Origin of the sequence: Collinsella sp. CLA-JM-H32 (genome assembly GCF_040098165.1) — a bacterium.
Classification (GTDB): Bacteria; Actinomycetota; Coriobacteriia; order Coriobacteriales; family Coriobacteriaceae; genus Collinsella.
Genome location: NZ_JBBNMZ010000004.1, coordinates 184,394 through 205,498 on the forward strand (window position 1 = coordinate 184,394; position 21,105 = coordinate 205,498).

The following is a 21,105-nucleotide window of genomic DNA, read 5'->3' on the forward strand; positions in this document are numbered from 1 at the left end:
CGCTACTTGCGCGTAATCGCCACACTGGATAGTTCATAAGGAAGGTCACTATGCCCGTACCTAAACAAAAGCAGGGTCGTATCCGCACTCACACCCGTCGTTCCGCCAACATGAAGATCTCGGCTGCGGCTCAGTCCACGTGCCCCCGTTGCGGCGCTGTCAAGCTTCCGCACCACGTGTGCCCCAGCTGCGGTTTCTACAAGGACCGCGAGGTTATCGTTACCGAGTAACGGTATACTCTGGATGCGATGCCGTTCCAAATGGAACCACAATGGCCGGCTCAGTGAGTCGGCCATTTTTGTATAAGGAGCATGTATATGAGTAACGTTCGCGTTTGTGTAGACGTTGTGGGCGGAGACGAGAAACCTCAGGTTGTTCTCGATGGTATCGAGGCTGCGCTTGCCGCCGATCCCGATATCGAGGTCTTGGCAGCTGGCCCCGCCGAAATCGTCAATCCCTTTGCAGCTTCCCATGCACGTGTTGAGGCCCTTGAGGCACCTGACGTTATCGCCATGGATGACGATCCCATTCGCGCCGTGATGACCAAGCGTAAGTCGTCGATCGTGCTTTCTTGCCGCGCCATTAAGAAGGGCAACGCGGATGCGTTCTTCTCCGCCGGCTCGACCGGTGCCATGACCGCCGCTGCCACCGCCTACGTGACGCCGTTTAGGTATCAGGCCGAAGGCAAGAAGCAGCCGGTGCGCCCCTGTCTGACCAATGCACTGCCCAATCGCGCCGGCGGTCTGACGGTGCTGTGCGACATGGGTGCCAACCCCGATGTCGAGGTTGACGATATGGTGCGTTTTGCCCAGATGGGCAGCGCCTATGCCCGCGTCGTCCTGGGCATCGAGCATCCTCGCGTGGGCATGCTCGCCAACGGCACCGAGGACGAGAAGGGCTCCAACTTTACCAAGGCCTGTTTCCCTGCTATGAAGGCCGCCGTTCCCGGCTTTGTTGGTAACTGCGAGGGCACCGACCTCACCTCAGGTAACTTCGATGTCATCGTTGCCGATGGCATGTCGGGCAATATTGCGCTCAAGGCCACCGAGGGCGCTGCCAAGTTTTTGCTGCAGGAGCTCAAGGGCGCCTTTATGGCCTCGCTCGGCACCAAGATCGCCGCGCTGCTCATTAAAAAGCAGATGCGCGAGATTAAGGCCAAGCTCTCTGGCGACGCCAAGGGCGGCGCGATTCTTCTGGGCCTGCGCGGCGTGGTCCTGATCGGCCATGGTGCCACCTCAGTCGAGGCTGTCAAAAACGGTACGCTCGCGGCGGCCGAAGCCGTGCGCGCCGGGCTGGTCGAGAATGTCGCCAACTCTATGGATGGTATCGTTTTATAAGAGCGAGTTAGAGCGCTGTTATGTGCTTCGCGGTGCACGCCGTGGGGTAGAATCAGAACCGTGTCTTGGTACCGCCCGGGCGGTACCATTCTTTTGGTATTCATGCACTATGAGAGGAAGCGCTATGGACCGCTCCGAAATCTTCGACAAGATCGCCGAGGTCGCTGCTGACGTTCTGGGCGTCGATGTTGCTGAAATTAGCGAGGAGACCACCTTTGACGACCTCGATGCCAACTCGCTCGAGCGCCTGCAGCTGGTTACGGCTATCGAGGACGAGTTCAACCTCGAGATCGATGACGAGACCCTGCTCTCGCTCAACTCTGTCGCCGACGCCGTCGACGCTATCGAAGCTGCCAAGGAGGCCTAAGTCTTGGCTTTATCCGACCGACTTACGCGCGCCCAGGAAATCCTGGGCCACGAGTTCAACAATAAGGTGCTGCTGCGCGCGGCCCTTACGCATCCCTCGGCAGTCGAGGGACAGCCGGTTTCTGCCAGCTATGAGCGCCTTGAGTTCTTGGGCGATTCCATTTTGGGCGCTGTGGTCGCACGCTCCCTGTTTGAGTCCTATCCGGAGTTTGACGAGGGCAAGCTCACGCGCCTGAAGGTGTCGCTTGTCTCGGGCGCTACGCTGTCCGAGGTTTCTCACGAGCTGGGCATCGACGACATCATCATCTTTGGTGCCTCTGAGACCGGTACTGGTGCGCGCGGCCTGCATTCGGCCCTCGAGAACGTCTATGAGTCGCTCGTGGGTGCGCTGTACCTGGATGCCGGCTGGGATGCGGCGGCGGAGTTCATTCACCGTACGCTTAAGCCGCATTTGGCTTCCGAGCGTGCCGAGCATCCTGCGAACCCCAAGTCGTTTTTGCAGGAGTGCGTGCAGGCCGACGGTCACGAGCCCCCAGCGTATAAGCTCGTTGGCTCCGAGGGCCCGGCGCATGCGCCCACCTTTACCGCCGTGGTGTTGATCGATGGTATTCGTCAGGGTCGCGGCTCCGGCTCCTCAAAGAAGGAAGCCGAGGGAGCCGCCGCGCTCGAAGCGCTCGACCGCATGGGTTACACCACCAACGGCGTGATTCTGAACAAGAAGCACGTGTAAGCGAGGAACCGTGTATCTCAAGTCCCTCACGCTCAAAGGGTTCAAGTCGTTTGCCGACCGCGCCCATATGACGTTTGAGCCGGGCCTGACCGTCATCGTCGGTCCCAACGGCTCGGGAAAATCGAACATCTCTGACTCCATCCTGTGGGTTCTGGGCGAGCAGAGCGCCAAGCAGCTGCGCGGCCAGGCCATGGAGGATGTCATCTTCTCGGGCTCGTCGGCTCGCAAGCCGGTGGGTGTCGCCGAGGTCACGCTGGTGCTCGATAACTCGGACCATATGCTGCCCGTCGATTTTGACGAGGTTGCCATCACCCGTCGTATGTATCGCTCGGGCGAAAGCGAGTACCTTATCAACTCGAGTCCGTGCCGCCTGATGGACATTCAGGACATCCTGCACGATTCGGGCCTGGGCAAGGATACGCATTCCATCATCAGCCAGGGCAAGCTCGACGCCATTTTGCAGAGCCGCCCCGAGGAGCGTCGCGCCCTCATCGAGGAGGCCGCCGGCATCTCCAAGCACAAGCGCCGCAAGGAGCGCGCGCTCAAAAAGATTAAGTCGATGGACGAGCACCTGACGCGTGCCCGCGACATCAATAAGGAAATCGCCCGTCAGCTGCGACCGCTGGAGCGTCAGGTCGATCGCGCACGCAAGTACAAAGAGCTGTCCTCTCGCGCGAACGAGCTTACGCAGATGCTGGCCGTCGACGAGCTGCGTTCGCTGCAGTCGCAGTGGAACGATCTGGAGAGCCGCTCCAAGGAAGGTGCCGCCGAGCTGGAGCTTGCGCAGTACCGCATGGGCGAAAAGGAGCGCGAGCTCGAGAAGCTCCAGGTTATGCTCGAGGAAAAAGGCTTGTTTGTGGGCGACCTGGGCGAGCAGCGCCGCCATATGCAAGATGTGGTCGGCCGCATTAACTCCGACATGCGCCTGCTCGAGGAAAAGGGTCACAACATGGTGTCGCGCCTGTCTGATATGCGCGGGCAGATTTCGAGCTCCGAGCATCAGCGTCGTCGCGTGGTCGAGGAGCTTGAGGACGCGCGTGCGCAGCTTGAGGAAGTGACCGGTGCGCATATGCAGGCCCAGGAGGACGTTGACGCCGCTGGTCCTGCCGCCGCTGAGCTCCACGAGCGGCGCGTGGCGCTCGACAATCAGATTTCGCAGCTTACGCGTGAGCATCGCGATGTTCAGCGCGTAGCCGATAACGCCGCGCTCGAGCTCGCCAAGGTGAAGGACTCGCTGAGCAATGCCGAGGTCGAGGACAACATGTATGCCTCGCGCCTGGAGCAGATTGACGAGCAGCTCGAGGAGGTCATGGCCTCGCTCGAGAGCCGTCGTGACCGCGCCGAGGAGCTTGAAGGCGCTCTTGAGGAAGCGCGCCAGGCCCAGGCCGATGCGCGTGAGGCCACCGAGGTCGCCCGTGCAGCCCTGAAGGACTTGCGTAATCGTGAGAGTGAGGCGCGCAACAAGCTGTCCGAGGTGCGCTCGGAGCTTGCCAGCCAAAAGAAACTCGATGCCCGCATGGCCGACAGCTCGCCGCTCGTGAGCCGTCTGGTGGGTGCGCTGGGCGACGATGTCTTGGGTCGTCTGGGCGACGTGCTGGAGGCCCCGCGCGAGCTTGAGGGCCTGGTTGAGCAATTGCTCGCCGGCGATATCGATGCGCTGCTGTTTGATGACGCCGCCACGCTTGAGCGTGCCGGTCGTGCGGCTCTGGACCAAAAGAAGGCCTCGGGCGAGGCATTGCTGGTGGCGCGCGGCGTGAGCGGCTCTACCGCCGCTGAGGGCGCTGCCGGTACCCGCCTGGTTGATCGTCTGTCCGTGCGCGCAGGCTACGGACCCGTCGTCGAGGCGCTGCTCGGCGGCTATTACGTAGTGGACGATCTTTCTGCCGCGCTTTCGGCGCCGGTCGTTGACGGCGTGACTTACGTGACCCCCGATGGCGCCCGCGTCGCCTGCGGCGGCCTGGTGCGTGTGGGCCTCGATGCCGGCGAGGCGTCGGGTGCTCTGGAGCGTAAGCGTCGCATTCGCGAGCTGGAGGGGCTTGAGCCCGATTTGGCCGCTGTGTTTGAGCATGTGTCGGATCAGGTCGTTGAGGCCAACGCTGCCGTCGAGGAGGCCCGTGCCGCCGAGGGCGATGCCGCCGGTGAGATCGCCCGTCTTGAGGGCGAGCGCCGCTCGCTGCTTTCCGAGATCGGCCGCTTGGAGCAAAGCGCCAACAATGCCGAGGTCGAGCGCGTGCGCATCTCCAAGCGCCGCGAGCAGGCCTCCGAAGCCGTTCGCGCTGCGCGCCCGCGCGTTGACGAGCTCACCCGTTCGCGTGACGAGGTCCGCGCGCAGGCAAGCGATCTGGGCTTGCAGATTTCCGAGGCCAACGACGAACTCGACCGCGTTCGCCGTGACGATTCCGAGGCTGCCGGCAAGCTCGCCGACGCCAAGGTTCGCCTAGCCCAGACGAGCGAACGCCTGCGTTCGCTGAAGGGCCGCGTGCCCGACCTTGAGCATCGTCTTGAGGGCATCGACCGTCGTATCCGCGGAACACGCCAGGCCTCGCGCTCGCTCGAGCTGCTGCGCCTGCGCGTTGATCCCATGCACGAGCGTTATTCGGCCCTGCTGGAGCGCGCGTCGGATTGGGCAGCGCGCCTGCGTGACCAGGCCTCTCTGGAGGAGGCGGACTCCGCTTCGCTCAAGAAGACCATCGAGGATGCCAAGGCAGAGGTTGCCCGCGCTAAGGAGCGAGTCGATACCGCCTCCGCCACGCAAAACGAGTTCAAGGTCGCGCATGGCAAGCTCGAGGTGCAGGTAGAGGCCGCCATTAAGGCCATTACCGCCGATGGCACCACGGTACTCGAGGAAGCGCTCATGCTTCCGGCGCCCACGGACCGCGATGCCGCTGAGCGCGAACTCAACCAGCTTGTGCGCCAGATCAACAACCTTGGTCCCGTTAACCAAGTTGCCATGGAGGAGTACGAGCAGCTCAAGCGCCGCGCCGATTACATCGAGGAGCAGCTGGCCGATCTGGAGAGCGCGCGCAAGGCGCTCACCAAGATCACGGTGGCCATTGATCGCAAGATGCGGAAGGCCTTCCTGGTGACGTTTGAGAAGGTCGACGCGAACTTCCGCGAGATCTTCGCTATGCTCTTCCCGGGCGGTCAGGCTCATCTGGAGATGACCGATCCCGAGCATCCTGCCGAGACGGGTATCGAGGTCGTGGCGCAACCGCGCGGCAAGCGCATCACCAAGATGATGCTCATGTCGGGCGGCGAGAAGAGTCTGACGGCGCTCGCCCTGCTCTTTGCCGTGTATCGCACGCGTACGGTGCCGTTCTATGTGCTGGACGAGGTCGAGGCGGCACTTGATGACGCCAACCTGTCCAAGCTCATCGGTGCCCTCGATGTGCTGCGTTCCGACACGCAGCTCTTGGTCATTTCGCATCAGCGCCGTACTATGGAGGACGCTGACGTCCTCTATGGCGTCTCGATGCAAGCCGACGGCGTCAGTCGCGTCGTCTCGCAAAAACTCGATCGCGAAACCGGAAAGGTCGTGAATGCATAATGGGATTCTTTGACGCACTCTCGCGCGGACTTGAGCGTAGCCGCGAGGCCCTCAACGAGGTCTTCTACTTTGGCGGCGAGGTCGACGAGGATTTTTGGGAGGACCTTGAGGACACCCTCGTCATGGGTGACATGGGCGCCGAGGTCGCCATAAAGGTCTCCGATGACCTGCGTGATGCCGCGGCTAAGAAGAACCTCAAGACCGCCCCGCAACTCCGTCGCGCCCTGGCCGAGCAGCTTGAGCAGCACTTTGTGCCCATCGAGCGCGATCCGTTCTCCGATACGCCGAGCTGCGTGCTGTTTGTGGGCATTAACGGTGCCGGCAAGACCACGACGGTCGGCAAGATCGCGAGCGCTATGGCTGCCCGCGGCAAGAACGTCGTGATCGGCTCGGCCGATACCTTCCGCGCCGCCGCCATCGAACAGCTCGATGTGTGGGGCCAGCGCGCCGGCGTTCCCGTCATCAAGCGCGACCGCGGCTCCGATCCGGCGAGCGTTTGCTACGACGTGCTCGATGAGGCCGACAAGCGCGGCAGCGACCTGGTGCTCATCGACACCGCCGGCCGTCTGCACACGAGCCCCGAGCTCATGCGCGAGCTTGCCAAGGTGGTCAACGTGACGCGTAAGCGCGCCGCCAATATGGCCGCCGGCCCCATGCCCGTCTATGTCGTGCTCGTGATCGATGCCGCAACGGGCCAAAACGGTCTGAACCAGGCGCTTGAGTTTAACGAGGCGTTGGGTCTGGACGGTATTATCATGACAAAGCTGGACGGCACGGCTAAGGGTGGCATCGCCATGGCCGTGGCCGAGAAGCTCAAGCTCCCAATCCTGCGCATCGGCGTGGGCGAGCAGGTCGATGACCTGCAGGAGTTCAATGCCAAAGATTTCTGCCGCGCCCTGGTGGGCGAGTCCAATTAAGGAGTGACTAGTGTTTGATTCTCTGAGCGATCGCCTCAACGACACATTTGACCGCCTGCGCGGCAAAGGTAAACTGACCGAGGCCGATATCACCTCGGCTATGCGCGACATTCGCATGGCGCTGCTCGAGGCCGACGTCAACTTCAAGGTCGTCAAGGAGTTTGTCGCCAAGACCAAGGAGCGCTGCATGACCGCCGAGGTCATGGAGTCGCTGTCGCCGGCACAAAACGTCGTCAAGATCGTGCTCGACGAGCTTACCGAGATGCTCGGCTCCACCGAGAGCAAGCTCGTCTTTAGCAACCGCATTCCCAATGTGATCATGCTCGTGGGCCTGCAGGGCTCCGGTAAGACTACGGCGGCCGTAAAGCTGGCCTACCTGCTCAAGAAGCAGGGCCGCTCGCCGCTGCTCGCCGCGTGCGACGTCTACCGTCCCGCAGCTGCCGACCAGCTGGCCACGCTTGGCGGCGAGATTGGCGTGCCGGTCTTCCGCGGTGACGGCGAGCACCCGGTCGACATCGCCAAAGGCGCCATCCAGGAGGCCGTCGACCACCTGCGCGATGTGGTCATCGTCGATACAGCCGGTCGTCTGCAGATAGACGAGCAGATGATGCAGGAGGCCGTGGACATCAAGAAGGCCGTCAAGCCCGATCAGGTGCTGATGGTCGTCGATGCCATGACCGGCCAGGATATCGTCAACGTCGTCTCGACCTTCGCTGATCGCACCGACTTTGACGGCGTGATCATTTCCAAGCTCGACGGCGATGCCCGTGGCGGCGGCGCGCTTTCCGTGCGCCAGGTGACCGGCAAGCCCATCAAGTTCGTGAGCATGGGCGAGAAGCCCGATTCGCTGGAGCCGTTCTATCCCGACCGTATGGCCAAGCGAATCTTGGGCATGGGTGATGTTGTCGGCATCATCGAGAAGGCCCAGGAGGCGGCCGACGCCGAGCAGCTTGAGGCCGCCGAGCGTATGCTGCGCGAGGGCTTTACCATGAACGACATGCTCGACCAGATGAAAGCCGTCAAGAAGATGGGCGGCATGAAGGGTATTCTGGGCATGCTCCCCGGTGGCCAGCGTGCGCTCAATCAGATGGGCGGTAACCTGGACGAGGGCATCTTCGACAAGAACGAGGCCATCATCATGTCGATGACCAAGGAGGAGCGCCTGCGTCCCTCCATCATCAACGGTCAGCGCCGTGCCCGCATTGCCAAGGGCGCCGGTGTGACTCCCACCGAGGTCAATAGCCTTATGAAGCAGTGGGGCGAGATGAACAAGATGATGGGCCGCATGCGCACGATGGCCAATCAGGCGCAGGCCGGCGGCAAGAAGGGCAAGAAGGGTAAGAAGGGCAAAAAGATGCGCATGCCCAATATTCCCGGTCTGGATGCTATGGGGCTGGGCGGCATGGGCGGCCTGGGAACGGGCGGCCCCAAGTCCGATATGGACCTGCTGCGCCAGATGGAAGCGCAGATGCGCAACAAGAAGTAACGACTAGTTGAGTCGTGTATGGCGAAGGCCGCCTGGATGGTATTCCAGGCGGCCTTCGCCGTTTGTTCGCTGGTGTCGCACGCGTGGAAGCGTGTTCTCGACGAGGTGCTTGCCGCTAGTGGCAGCCGCAGCCCTCGTGGCCCACGTGCTCGTGATGGCCATGGCAGCCGCAGGACTCGCCATGCTCATGGGTGTGCTCGTGGTCATGACCATGACAGTCGCAGGTGGCCTCGCCGTTCTGTGCGAGCGTGCCGGCAATGAGGGCCTCGACGCAGGCATCGCAGCTGCCCTGGGCGCCCGCATAGACCGTGATGCCGGCTTGGGCAAGCGCGTTGATAGCGCCGCCGCCGATACCGCCGCAAATGAGCGTGTCAACGCCACCGTTGGCAAGCAGGCCCGCCAAGGCGCCGTGGCCGGTGCCACCGGTGCCTACGACCTGCTCGTTGAGCACCTTGCCATCCTGGATGTCGTAGATCTTGAACTGCTCGCTGCGGCCAAAGTGCATAAAGATGTTGCCGTTGTCGTACGTTGTTGCCACCCTCATGGTGCCGACCTCCTTTGCTGGCCATGCGGCCGTCGTCGTGGTGATGGGGGAGTACGCGATGTTGCCGCCTTCGATGACGATCGCCCGTCCATTGACCAGCGCGTTTGCCACCTTGCGATGCGCGCGACTGCTGATTGCAGCCACCGTGGCGCGGGCGATGCCCATGTGCAGGGCGACGGCCTCCTGATTGAGGCCCTCCAGATCGCACAGGCGCAGTACTTCGAGCTCATCGACCGTCATATCGATAGCGTCTCCGCTGGCAAGGCCATCGGGGGTAAAGCCGCGATATTCGGGGATGATCCCGACGCGGCGCAGTTTTTCGCGTCTTCCCGCCATACACGCTCCTTATCTGACATATGTCAACAATAGGATAACGCATGCGTGGAGCAGCGCAAGGCATTATTGACATATGTCAGAAAATGCAGAGGAGTTGTGTGTGCGATTGCGGAGCCGCGCTGCCGTGCATTGCATGTGCCGAACTAAGTGTCCAATCCGACACTCGCGCACCTGGGATAGAATTAAAAATAGCCTATAGGCTACCGACAGGAGGGTCAATGAGTAAGGCTGATCAACAGTTTGTATCCATGTGCCGCGATATTCTGGACCATGGCACCACCACCGAGGGTCAAAAGGTCCGACCGGTGTGGGAGGATGGCACCCCTGCCTATACCATTAAAAATTTTGGCGTTACGGCGCGTTACGACCTACGCGAGGAGTTCCCCGCGCTCACCCTGCGTCGCACGGCGCTTAAGTCTGCGATGGACGAGATCCTGTGGATCTATCAAAAGAAGTCAAATAACGTCCATGACCTCAACAGCCATATCTGGGATGAGTGGGCCGACGAGACCGGTTCCATCGGCAAGGCCTACGGGTACCAAATTGGCCAGAAAAGCCATTATGCCGAGGGCGACTTTGACCAGATGGACCGCGTGCTGTACGACCTTAAGCATACGCCGTACAGCCGCCGCATCATGACCAACACGTACGTGTTTAGCGACCTTTCCGAGATGCACCTGTATCCGTGCGCGTACAGCGTGACGTATAACGTCACGCAGCGCCCGCAGGACGATAAGCCCACGCTCAACATGATTCTCAACCAGCGCAGTCAGGACATTTTGGCCGCGAACAACTGGAATGTGTGCCAGTACGCCATTTTGCTGATGATGGTCGCGCAGTCGGTCGATATGATTCCCGGTGAGCTGCTGCATGTGATTGCCGATGCCCACATTTACGACCGTCATGTCGATATCGTCCGCGAGCTTATCGAGCGTCCGCAGTTTGCGGCTCCCAAGGTAACGCTTAACCCCGATGTGCATGATTTCTACGCGTTTACGACCGACGACCTGATCGTGGAGGGCTACGAGCACGGTCCGCAGGTTAAGAACATTCCCATTGCGGTGTAGGTGACGCGCATGACGTGTAAGCTTTCTGCCATTGTCGCCGTGTGCGATGACTGGGGCATTGGTTGCGAGGGCGACATGGTCGTCTTCAATCGCGCCGATATGCGCCATTTTGTGGCGTGTACCAAGGGGTGCCCGGTCATTATGGGGCGCAAGACCCTGCTGAGTTTTCCCGGCGGGTGTCCGCTTAAGAACCGCCGCAATATCGTGCTTACCCGCGACGAGAGCTTTGCCCCCGAGGGCGTCGACGTGGTGCATAGCGTTGACGAAGCGCTCTCTGCGGTTGCCGATGAGCTCGTTGCCTGGGTGATCGGTGGCGGCGATGTCTATCGGCAGTTTTTGCCGTACTGCGTGGAGGCCGAGGTCACTCATAACCACTGCGTCCATCCCGTGGACACGTACTTTCCCGACTTGGACGCCGATCCCGCGTGGGAGATTGCGCAGCGTAGCGGGGTCGCGACGATTGCCGCCGGTGAGGGTGACGAGGGCGTCGATTATGAGTTCGTGACGTATCATCGCGTTGAGGCGTAAATCGTCTGGCGTGAACGGTATCATCGGGTTGATTGAATGCATGGGGCGGCGCTTAGCGTCGCCTCGTTTGGTATAGATGTGCTGTAAAGAAGGGTGTGGGCTGGCTGCTATGACTGATGCCGTTGAGGTTCTGCGAATTGATTCGCTCGAGGACGAGCGGCTCGATGCCTACGTGCGACTGACCGAGCGTGAGCTTCGCTGCGTGCTGGAGCCGCAAAAGGGCATCTATATTGCGGAGAGCGCCAAGGTCATCGAGCGTGCCGTGCGCGCCGGATATGAGCCGGTGAGCTTTCTTCTGGGCGAGCGCTGGCTCGACCAGATGATGCCGCTGTTTGACCAGCTTGTCGTGCGCGAGGGAGCGGGTCCGGTTCCCGTGTTCGTGGCCTCCATGGAGCTCATGGAGCAGTTGACGGGCTTTAACGTGACGCGCGGCGCGCTGGCGGCGTTCCGTCGCCCGCGTCAGATTCCGGTTGATGAGTTCTTGGGCGGCGTCGTCGAGGCGGCGGGGGATCGTCCGGTGCGCGTGTGCGTGCTTGAGGGTATTGTCGATCACACCAATGTCGGCGCGATTTTCCGCTCGGGTGCCGCGCTCAATGTCGACGGAATTCTGGTAAGCCCTACGTGCTGCGATCCGCTGTATCGTCGCTCGGCCCGCGTGAGCATGGGCACGGTTTTCCAGGTGCCTTGGACGCGCATTGGCAGCGAGGCGCGCGTATGGCCGCATGATGGGCTGGCGGCGCTGCACGATGCCGGCTTTTCGTGTGCCGCCATGGCGTTGACGGACGATTCCGTATCGTTGGACGATCCCGCGCTGCAGGAGATTGATCGCCTGGCAATCTTTATGGGCACCGAGGGTGCTGGCTTGGGCGCCAAGACCATTGCGGGCTGCGACCGAGCCGTGCGTATTCCGATGGCGCACGGGGTCGATTCGCTCAACGTGGCCGCGGCGAGCGCCGTCGCCTTTTGGCAGCTGTGCCCGCACGTGAGTAATGAGTATCACTACCAGCCAGGTTTGTATCACTAGGCAGTTTTCCGCACCGTGCTCTAATTCGGGGTGTTTCGGTCGCCGCCAGTCGGTGCTAAGCTAGTATTGGCTTTGGTCTTAAATTGCCGTTATGTTGTTTGACGTACGCTGGCGGGGAGGGCGTGTGGCTAAGAAATCTACGGCTATCGATGTAACGCAGGGTGTCATTTGGCAACAGCTGCTGTCGCTGTGCGTTCCCATCTTTTTTAGTTCGTTTTTTCAGCAGGCCTACACGCTTATCGGTACGTATATCGTTGGCCAGTTTGGCGGCAAGCTCGCGCTGGGTGGCATTCAAGCCACGATGGTGCTCACCGAGCTCTGCATTGGCTTTTGCGTTGGCGTCGGCGCCGGCTGCGCGGTCATTACCGGTCAGTATTTTGGCCAGCACGATGATGAGCGACTGGGTCGTTCGGTCCATACAGCCATGACGCTCGCGCTGGTGGGCGGTATCGTTTTCTCGATTCTTGGCATAGTGTTCGTTGAGCCCATGCTGGTGCTTATGAACACGCCGCATGAACTATTGGCCGAGGGCGTGGCCTATGCTCGCTGTTATTTTGCCGCGATGGTTGCGGCACTGCTGCTCAATATGGGAACGGCATTGCTGCGCGCCGTGGGCGACACGCGCGGGCCTGCTGTGATCATCGCTTCCGGCTGCCTTGTTAATGCGGTGCTGGATGTCATCTTCGTTGCCGTGCTTCATATGGAGGCTCTGGGCTGCGGCATCGCGGTGGCGCTGACCATTTGCTCCAACGCCACGATGATTGTGATTCGTATGATGCACGCTCCGGGTGCATGGCGTCTTTCGCTGTCTAAGCTCGGCATCGATCCGGGCATTTGTAAGAGCATGATCTCATGCGGTCTGCCGCTTGGCTTTCAGTCTGCTGCGTATTCGATTTCCAACGTTTTGATTCAGGTGTCGGTCAACTCGTTTGGTGCCGATGTCACCACGGCGTGGGGTCTTTCGGGCCGCCTGGATGGCATTGTCTGGATGGTTACCGAGGCGCTTGGTGTGTCGATCACCACGTTCTCGGCACAGAACTTTGGCGCGCGCAACTACGAGCGCATGCGCAAGGGTTACCATACGTCGCTCGTGCTGTCCTTTATGCTCATTGGCGGCCTGTCTGCCGTGCTCCTGGTGTTCTCGGGTCCTCTGTCGCGTTTGTTTGTCGACGATGCTTCGATTTCGGCGTACACCACGACGATTCTTCATTTCATCGCGCCGTTCTATGCGATTTTCTCGATTATCGAGAATGCCTCGGGTTCCATCCGCGGTGCCGGCGTGAGCTTGCAGCCGATGCTGCTCACGATTTTTGGCACCGTCGTGCTCAGGGTGATCTGGGTGTTTGCGATTATGCCGTTCGATCCGTCGCTTGAGCACCTGCTGCTGGTCTACCCCGTAACCTGGCTCATCACCGCCACGATGTTCACCATCTACCACCACAGCGGCAACTGGCTCGGCCGCGCCACCGCCTAATGATCCCTTGGGGCGGAGGAAAATGGATCATTGCTCTCCGTCGCGATGTCGATGATCCGTTTTCCTCCGTCCCCTTCGGATCAATTAGTATTCGATGCCTTGGCGGGCTAAGAGGCCTTCGTCGAAGTAGTGTTTGACGGGGCGCATTTCGGTGACTAAGTCCGCGAGGTCGGCCAACGGCAGCAGCCCGCGGCCGGTGAGCACGAGCTCTGTGGTGGTAGGCTTCAGTGCGATCAGCCCCTCCACATCCTTGCGCGTCACGAAACCTCGGCGCATGGCCTCGCCGAGTTCGTCCAAAATCAGAACATCGACCTGTGATATCTGCTCGCATGCGAGCTCCATGATCTGCGCCGCGCAGGCCTCGGGCGTGTCGCGGTCGGCTTGTACGATGCGCAGACCCAAACGGGGCGCCGCATCATGCTCGGCGCAGTGAAGTTTCTTGGCAAACTGCAGCCTAAGAACGTCGAGTCCGTAGCCCGTCGCGCGCAGCGCGAGCCCCAGCGCAGCCGTCGTCTTGCCCTTGCCGTCGCCTGTATAGATTTGAACCTTGCCGACTTACAGTGATGCCATCTCTGTCCTTTCGTGCCCGGCGTCGGTTTATCGCCGTCCGGGTTGGGTATTCTAGAAAGCATTATCAACCCCAGTAGATGGAGTTCAAGCAGATGGAGATGGATGACAACAAGCGTAGACGGAATATGATCCTCTACGTGCTCATCGCCTTCGTCGTCTACCTCGTGCTCTCGACCGTTCTGTTCCCCAACATCGGTCACACGCAGCAGATTACGAAGACCGATTACTCGACGTTTGTCAAGGCGCTCGATAAGAAGAGTGTCGACAAGGTCGAGTACAACACGGACGATTACTCGATTTATTACACCAAGAAGGGCGAGGACGAGAACATCGCCTATAAGACGACCGGTGTGCCGAACGATGCGGGCTTTACCGATCGCGTGCTTGAGTCTGGCGCTTCGCTGGAGTCGGTCGTTCCCGATAAGAACTCGGGTTTGATGACCTACTACCTGCTCACACTCATTCTTCCCATGGCGATTTTCTTCCTCATCGGTTGGTGGCTCAACCGCCGCATGAAGAAGGCTATGGGCGATGACGGCCCGTCGATGAACTTTGGCGGCGGCGGTTTTGGCGGCGGCGGACTGGGTAAGTCCGGCGCGCGCGTGATCGCCTCCAAGGACGTGGGCGTGACCTTTAAGGACGTCGCCGGCCAGGAAGAGGCCAAGGAGTCTCTCAAGGAGGTCGTCGACTTTCTGGAGAAGCCGCAGCGCTACGAGGAGATCGGCGCCAAGCTGCCGCGCGGTGCTCTCCTTGTTGGCCCTCCGGGTACCGGTAAGACCCTGCTTGCCAAGGCTGTTGCCGGCGAGGCCGGTGTTCCGTTCTTTAGCATTTCGGGCTCTGAGTTCGTTGAGATGTTTGTTGGTCGCGGCGCCGCAAAGGTTCGTGACCTGTTTAAGCAGGCCAAGGAAAAGGCCCCGTGTATCGTCTTTATCGATGAGATCGATACCATCGGTAAGAAGCGCGATGGCGGCGGCTTTAGCGGCAACGACGAGCGCGAGCAGACGCTCAATCAGTTGCTGACCGAGATGGATGGCTTCGATAACCACAAGGGTATCGTTGTCCTTGCCGCAACCAACCGTCCCGACAGTCTCGATCCCGCTCTACTGCGCCCCGGTCGTTTTGACCGCCGCATCCCCGTTGAGCTGCCCGATCTGACCGGCCGCAAGAACATCCTCGAGCTGCATGCCAAGAGCGTGAAGACCGAGCCGCCGATCGACCTGACCGCGATTGCCCGCGCCACGCCCGGTGCCTCGGGCGCCGACCTGGCCAATATCATCAACGAGGGCGCCCTGCGCGCCGTTCGCGAGGGTCGCAAGCGTGCAACCCAGGACGACTTCGAGGAGTCGGTGGAGGTCGTCATTGCCGGTCAACAGCGTAAGTCCACGGTGCTGTCCGACCACGAGAAGCAGGTCGTTTCTTATCACGAGATCGGCCATGCCATCGTCGCTGCCCGCCAGAAGGGCTCTGCGCCGGTCACGAAGATCACCATCGTGCCGCGCACGAGCGGTGCTCTTGGTTATACCATGCAGGTCGAGGAGGACGAGCGCTTCCTGACGACGCGCCAGGAGGTCTTGGACAAGCTCGCTGTCTATTGCGGTGGCCGCGCAGCCGAGGAGCTCATCTTTGGAGAGATGACGACCGGCGCCGCCAACGACATCGAGCAGGCCACCAAGCTCGCCCGTAATATGGTGACGCGCTTTGGTATGTCCGACGAGTTTGGCATGATGGCGCTCGGTACCGTGCAGAACGCGTATCTCAATCAGGACACGTCGCTCACCTGCGCCCCCGGTACGGCCGAGCGCGTGGACGCGATTGTCGCCAAGCTGATCGAGGATGCGCACGACCGCGCTTTGCAGATTCTGAAGGAGAACAAGTTTAAGCTCCACGAGCTGGCTCGTTATCTGTATAAGAAGGAGACCATCACGGGCGAGGAGTTCATGAACCTCCTCACGCGCGAGAATCCGCTGATGCCCAAGCAACAGTAATACTAGTTGCGCAGTGTCAATCGCCCCATTTGAGTGTCCATCTCAAATGGGGCGTTTTGCGTGGGGAGTGTTGTATATGAAGATCGTGGTGAGCGCCTGTTTAATGGGCGAGAGCTGCAAGTATAACGGGCTCGACAACTATCATCGAGAGCTGATCGAGGCTTGCGAGCGCACGGGGACCGAGGTCCTCTTGGTGTGCCCTGAGGTCTTTGGCGGCCTGCCCACGCCGCGCAAGCCGTCCGAGATTGTGAACGGAGAAGTTCGTACCTGCGAGGGTATCTCGGTCGATCGCGAATTTCGTCTGGGCGCTCAACGTGCGCTCGATATGTGCGAGCAAGCGGGCGGTCCGTCCGAGATCGTTGCGTGCATTTTGCAGGATCGCAGTCCGTCGTGCGGCGTGGGCCATATCTACGACGGATCCTTCAGCGGCACGCTCACAACAGGTAACGGTGTCTTCGTTGACCTGCTCCTGCGCCACGGCTATCGCGTTATCCCGGCTAGCGAGTTCGACTCGAGCATGTTACGGCAATAAAAAACCGCCACAAAGGTATTGTCCCCTTTGTGGCGGTTTTGGTCGGTTAGGCCAGGATAGAATGGCCGTAGGCGTTGGCTGCCTTGATGGCGGCGGCGAACTTCTCGTTGGTGAAGGGCTCCGGGTTACCCTGCTTCCACTCGTTGGTGGCGTGGGCATACTCGCACAGGGCAGGGATGTCGGCCTCGGAAAGCCCGACCTGCTCAAGCGTTACGGGTAGGCCCATCTGCTTGTTAAAGGCGGCGTAGCGCTCAAGGTTCTCGGTATCGCCAGTATAGGCAAACAGCACGAGCACGCCCAGGCTTACGACCTCGCCGTGCAGATAGGTTCCCTCGCGCGGAATGCTGCACGTCGCATTGTAGAACGCGTGCGCCACGCTCGAGTTGTAGTAGTAATCGTTTTGGTTGGTCAGGTTCGAGACATAGCCCGTGTTGACCACGATGTCGAGCGCGATCTGCTTGACGGCTTCGCTCGACAGGTCCTGGCGCACGTCCTCAAGCCCCTGGACGCCATAGGTAAACAGCGGCTCGGAGCAGGTGTGGGCGAGTGCCAGGCCAAGACCGGCGGTGTGCTCCAAATTACCGGCGCTCGTGGCGTACTCGACCTCGGGCTGCTTAGACAGGGCATCGCCCACGCCGGCCCAGAAGTACTCTGCCGGTGCCTCGGCGATGATCTTGGGGTTGATGAAGATGTGCGCCGGTCGGTTGGGGTACGAATAGCCCTCGAGCGAGCCATCGTCATTGTAGACAACGGCAATGGCGGTCGCGGCCGAGCAGTTGGAGCAAATCGTCGGTACGGTAAAGACGATCTTCTTGAGCTCGATGGCTGCGGTCTTGACGGTATCGAGCGCCTTGCCGCCGCCGCATGCGATGAGCACGTCGGCTTCCTGGCAGGCAGGGGAGTTCACGACCTTGGCGATATTGGCACGCGTACTGTTGGTGCCATAGACGCGCGTCTCCAGGACCTCGACATCGGTACCTTCAAGTGCCGCCTCGATTCCCGGCAGCGCCGCAGCCAGGGCTCGCTTGCCGCCGATGATGGCGACCTTGGTCGCTCCGTACTCGGCCAGTGCGGCGGGCAGCTCGGTAAAGCAATCCTCGCCAACGGTATAATCACTCATTCCAATCGTGCGCATGGCAACCTTCTTTCTTTCGATAAAGTGCTTTCAGGTATTTTGCTCCTAGAGAAGGTCCACAGCCGCGAGAAATTTCGAACGTATAAAACCAGTGTTGAGGGTTTTTCGCCGGCGCGGAACGTGCTAGCATACTCCGCATAAGCGTTGATGGGGACGAGTAGTCGGCCGTCCGCATGTTACAGAGAGCGGGGAGCGCTGAGAACCCGTGCATGCGACCGATGAAAATCACCCCGGAGCTGCGGTCCCAACGGACGCGTCGCACAGGCTCGTCTTAGTAGATATCGCCGAGATGGTCGTCGATACAGGCCAGCCGAGTAACGGATGCGAGCGCGCGAATACGCGGGCGAGGGCATCTAAGCTGGGTGGTTAAACGAAGAGCTTTTGCGGGCGTACAGTCCGTTTTGTGGCGCTTCGTCCCAGCTTGTAGGGACGGGCGCTTTTTTGGTGCCCAACGGGCGTGCGCGCCCACGACATGAAAGGGGTACCGTGGCAAACGAGTACAAGCAGACGATGAATCTGCCCAAGACCGGTTTTCCCATGCGTGCCGGTCTTTCCAAGTCCGAGCCCAAGCGACTCAAGGACTGGCAGGACAACAAGGTCTACGAGCAGGTTCTGAAGAAGAACGAGGGTCACAAGAAGTTCGTGCTGCACGACGGCCCTCCGTACGCCAACGGCCCGATCCACATCGGCCACGCCATGAACAAGATCTCCAAGGACATGATCAACCGTTACTGGATGATGCAGGGCTATGAGGTTCCCTATGTTCCCGGTTGGGACTGCCATGGCCAGCCGATCGAGCATAAGGTCAAGGAGAAGCTCGGCACCGAGAAGTTCAACCAGACCTCCACGGCTAAGATCCGTGAGCTTTGCAACAAGTTCGCTGTCGAGAACATCGAGCTGCAGAAGGCCGGCTTCCGTCGCCTGGGCGTGCTTGGCGACTGGGACAACCCCTACCTGACGCTCTATCACCAGCATGACGCTGCCGACATCGAGGTCTTCAAGGCCATGTTCGATAAGGGTATGATCTATCGCGGTCACAAGCCCGTCCATTGGTGCAAGCACTGCCACACCGCACTCGCTGAGGCCGAGATTGAGTACTCCGACGAGACGAGCCCCTCCATCTTCGTGCGCTTTGAGATGACCTCCAAGCCCGCCGGCCTCGAGAACTTCGACGGCCCGGTTGACTTCATCATCTGGACGACCACCCCGTGGACCATCCCCTCCGACCAGGCCGTTTCCCTCAAGCCCGGCGCCGCCTATGTCGCCGTTGAGCACGATGGCCGTGCCGAGGTCATGCTCGAGGACCTGGCTCCCAAGTGCTGTGAGGAGTTTGGCTGGGAGTACACCCCGGTCATGGTCGACGGCAAGCCCTATGTGGTTCCCGCCGAGACCTTCCACCACATCCACTACAAGCAGCCGATCTTTGACGGTGTCGAGGGCGTGGCGCTGTTGGCCGATTACGTCGGTGTCGATGACGGTACCGGTATCGTCCACAACTCGCCCGGCCACGGCGTCGACGACTACTTTGCCTGCCTCAAGGAGGGCATCACCGATATCTGCATGCCGGTCGATGACGACGGCAAGTTCTACACCGGCGAGGAGTTTGGTACCGGCGGCCCCTTCAGCGGCATGGATACCGACGAGGCCAACCCGCATATCATCGAGTTCCTGCGCGAGCGCGGCACCCTGGTCCTCGAGAAGAAGATCACGCACAGCTATCCGCACTGCTGGCGCTGCAAGCACCCGGTGCTCTTCCGTGCCACCGACCAGTGGTTTGTCTCGATGGACAAGACGGGTCTGCGTGAGCAGGCTGGCAAGGAGGTCCGCGAGAACGTCAAGTGGTATCCGGCCCATGCCGCCAACCGCATTGGCGCCATGGTCGAGCAACGTCCCGACTGGTGCATCAGCCGCCAGCGCAACTGGGGCGTGCCTATCCCCAGCTACACTTGCGCCGACTGCGGCGAGAAGGTCATGAACGACGCCACGCTCGACGCCGTCATCAAGCTCTTCCACGAGAAGGGCTCCGACGCCTGGTTCACTGACGCTCCCGAGAGCTACCTGGGCGATGCCTGCGTCTGCCCCAAGTGCGGCGGCCATCACCTCAAGGCCGATAAGGACATCCTCGACGTGTGGTGGGACTCCGGCGTGTCTTGGAAGGCCGTTTGCGAGTACCGTCCCGAGCTGGAGTACCCGGCGGACGTGTATCTTGAGGGCTCCGACCAGCATCGTGGCTGGTTCCAGAGCTCGCTGCTCACTTCGGTGGGTGCCAACGGCCACGCTCCGTACAAGGCTGTCGTCTCGCAGGGCTTCACGCTCGACGGCCAGGGCCGCAAGATGTCCAAGTCGCTCGGCAACGTCATCGACCCCAACAAGGTCTGCGACGAGATGGGCGCTGACATCATCCGTCTGTGGGTTGCCTCTGTCGACACCAGCTCCGACGTCTCCATCGACCACGAGATTCTCGCTCGTACGTCCGATGCCTATCGCCGTTTCCGCAACACGCTGCGCTTCCTGCTCTCCGAGCTCGAGGGCCAGTTTGAGCCCGAGACCGACGGCGTCGCCTTTGCCGACCTGCTGCCGCTCGACAAGCTCATGGTTGCTCGTCTGACCCAGGTCCAGGCCGAGGTCGACGACGCCTACGCCAGCTACGAGTTCCCGCGCGCCTACCGTGCGCTCTACGACTTTGTGGTTACCGAGCTTTCCAACGTGTATCTCGATGCCCTGAAGGATCGTCTGTACTGCGACAAGCCCGGCTCGCTCGAGCGCCGCAGTGCCCAGACCGTGCTGGCCGAGCTCTTCTCGATGCTCATGCGCGATCTGCAGCCGATTCTGTCCTACACCGTCGACGAGGCCATGGCCTATGCGCCCGCCGGCTGCGTCGACCACCAGAAGTACGCCGCGCTGCTCGATTGGTACAAGTCGCCCATCACGGTCGATGAGGCCAACGAGTTTGAGGGCGTGCTCGAGGCTTCTCTCGAGCTCCGTAGCGCCGTGACCAAGGCCCTTGAGGATGCCCGTTCTGCCGGCACCTTCACCAAGAGCCAGCAGGTCCGCGTCAAGGCGGTCGTTCCCGCCGAGATGTACGCGCTGCTGACCGGCGACAAGGCCGTCGACCTGGCCGAGTTCTACATCGTCTCCGATGTTGAGCTGACCCAGGGCGAGGAGCTCTCCGTTGCCATCGAGGCAGCCGAGGGCGAGTGCTGCGACCGTTGCTGGAACTACCGCACCACCGTCGGCGAGTACAACGGCCACGCGCATATCTGCAAGCGCTGCGCGAATGCCTTGTAGTTACGCGGTTTTTCAAACCGCGTAACAGGTTGACACTGCAAACCCGCCAGAGCGGCAATCTGCCTTTCAACTTCGGCGGCATGACCAGAAGGTCTATGCCGCCTCGTTTCAGGGCACCTTGCTCGCTCTGGCGGGCTTTCGCTCATATGACCCAATCCGCTGTCAAGAGCCACAATGGCCCCGCCGACCGCTTGCAATCGGTCGGCGGGGCCTGCCGTTGAACCCGTCCCGGTCCGCCC

The 21,105-nt window shown here is 60.9% G+C and carries 17 protein-coding genes; 14 read left to right on the top strand and 3 right to left on the bottom strand.

Going from position 1 to position 21,105, the window contains the following annotated elements; translation table 11 throughout:
* The first annotated feature begins 50 nt into the window (after positions 1-50).
* From rpmF to ffh, 7 genes are all read left to right on the top strand, one after another.
* Positions 51-230, top strand: a complete 180-nt coding sequence (rpmF, locus tag AAA021_RS03945; RefSeq protein ID WP_022094017.1) for a 50S ribosomal protein L32 — start codon at positions 51-53, stop codon at positions 228-230.
* Positions 231-317: 87 nt separating this feature from the next.
* Positions 318-1,337: a phosphate acyltransferase PlsX gene (gene plsX, locus AAA021_RS03950; RefSeq protein WP_349088091.1), complete on the top strand. Its 1,020-nt coding sequence runs from the start codon at positions 318-320 to the stop codon at positions 1,335-1,337.
* A gap of 124 nt (positions 1,338-1,461) precedes the next feature.
* Positions 1,462-1,704, top strand: a complete 243-nt coding sequence (locus AAA021_RS03955; RefSeq protein ID WP_055286398.1) for an acyl carrier protein — start codon at positions 1,462-1,464, stop codon at positions 1,702-1,704.
* A 3-nt stretch (positions 1,705-1,707) separates the two neighbouring features.
* Positions 1,708-2,433, top strand: a complete 726-nt coding sequence (gene rnc, locus AAA021_RS03960; RefSeq protein ID WP_195503185.1) for a ribonuclease III — start codon at positions 1,708-1,710, stop codon at positions 2,431-2,433.
* 10 nt (positions 2,434-2,443) lie between these two features.
* A complete protein-coding gene (gene smc / locus AAA021_RS03965) occupies positions 2,444-5,980 on the top strand; it encodes a chromosome segregation protein SMC (RefSeq protein ID WP_349088093.1) in 3,537 nt (1,178 codons plus the stop codon).
* On the top strand, positions 5,980-6,897 hold the full coding sequence (gene ftsY / locus AAA021_RS03970; protein ID WP_152068077.1) for a signal recognition particle-docking protein FtsY: 918 nt from the start codon (positions 5,980-5,982) through the stop codon (positions 6,895-6,897). The genes smc and ftsY overlap by 1 nt, the downstream gene beginning before the upstream one ends.
* Positions 6,898-6,907: 10 nt before the next feature.
* Positions 6,908-8,383 (top strand): signal recognition particle protein, encoded by a 1,476-nt coding sequence (ffh, locus tag AAA021_RS03975; protein ID WP_271807279.1) that lies wholly within the window; start codon positions 6,908-6,910, stop codon positions 8,381-8,383.
* Between the two features lie 115 nt (positions 8,384-8,498).
* Here ffh and AAA021_RS03980 read toward each other — a convergent pair whose 3' ends face one another.
* Positions 8,499-9,263, bottom strand: coding sequence for a NifB/NifX family molybdenum-iron cluster-binding protein (locus AAA021_RS03980; RefSeq protein WP_055286408.1), 765 nt, complete (start codon positions 9,261-9,263; stop codon positions 8,499-8,501).
* Between the two features lie 218 nt (positions 9,264-9,481).
* Between AAA021_RS03980 and thyA the strand changes: the two genes are divergently transcribed.
* The 4 genes from thyA to AAA021_RS04000 all read left to right on the top strand — a co-directional run bounded on the left by thyA (position 9,482) and on the right by AAA021_RS04000 (position 13,356).
* Complete coding sequence (gene thyA / locus AAA021_RS03985) at positions 9,482-10,330, top strand: thymidylate synthase (protein WP_055286410.1); 849 nt, start codon at positions 9,482-9,484, stop codon at positions 10,328-10,330.
* 9 nt (positions 10,331-10,339) lie between these two features.
* Positions 10,340-10,858, top strand: coding sequence for a dihydrofolate reductase (locus AAA021_RS03990; protein WP_349088095.1), 519 nt, complete (start codon positions 10,340-10,342; stop codon positions 10,856-10,858).
* Between the two features lie 109 nt (positions 10,859-10,967).
* On the top strand, positions 10,968-11,882 hold the full coding sequence (locus tag AAA021_RS03995) for an RNA methyltransferase (protein ID WP_349088096.1): 915 nt from the start codon (positions 10,968-10,970) through the stop codon (positions 11,880-11,882).
* A gap of 124 nt (positions 11,883-12,006) precedes the next feature.
* Positions 12,007-13,356, top strand: coding sequence for an MATE family efflux transporter (locus tag AAA021_RS04000; protein ID WP_349088097.1), 1,350 nt, complete (start codon positions 12,007-12,009; stop codon positions 13,354-13,356).
* 84 nt (positions 13,357-13,440) lie between these two features.
* Here the strand turns inward: AAA021_RS04000 and AAA021_RS04005 are convergent, their stop codons facing one another.
* Positions 13,441-13,896: a cob(I)yrinic acid a,c-diamide adenosyltransferase gene (locus tag AAA021_RS04005; protein ID WP_349088102.1), complete on the bottom strand. Its 456-nt coding sequence runs from the start codon at positions 13,894-13,896 to the stop codon at positions 13,441-13,443.
* Between the two features lie 122 nt (positions 13,897-14,018).
* Between AAA021_RS04005 and ftsH the strand changes: the two genes are divergently transcribed.
* Both ftsH and AAA021_RS04015 read left to right on the top strand, forming a co-directional pair.
* Entirely contained in the window at positions 14,019-15,911 is a 1,893-nt protein-coding gene (ftsH, locus tag AAA021_RS04010; protein WP_171021520.1) for an ATP-dependent zinc metalloprotease FtsH, read from the top strand.
* Between the two features lie 76 nt (positions 15,912-15,987).
* Entirely contained in the window at positions 15,988-16,443 is a 456-nt protein-coding gene (locus AAA021_RS04015) for a DUF523 domain-containing protein (protein WP_349088098.1), read from the top strand.
* A 46-nt stretch (positions 16,444-16,489) separates the two neighbouring features.
* On the opposite strand, the gene AAA021_RS04020 is transcribed toward AAA021_RS04015, so the two are convergent.
* Positions 16,490-17,578, bottom strand: a complete 1,089-nt coding sequence (locus tag AAA021_RS04020; RefSeq protein WP_349088099.1) for an iron-containing alcohol dehydrogenase family protein — start codon at positions 17,576-17,578, stop codon at positions 16,490-16,492.
* A gap of 486 nt (positions 17,579-18,064) precedes the next feature.
* Here AAA021_RS04020 and ileS point away from each other — a divergent pair, with 486 nt between their 5' ends.
* Positions 18,065-20,866: an isoleucine--tRNA ligase gene (gene ileS / locus AAA021_RS04025; RefSeq protein WP_349088100.1), complete on the top strand. Its 2,802-nt coding sequence runs from the start codon at positions 18,065-18,067 to the stop codon at positions 20,864-20,866.
* Positions 20,867-21,105: the final 239 nt, after the last annotated feature.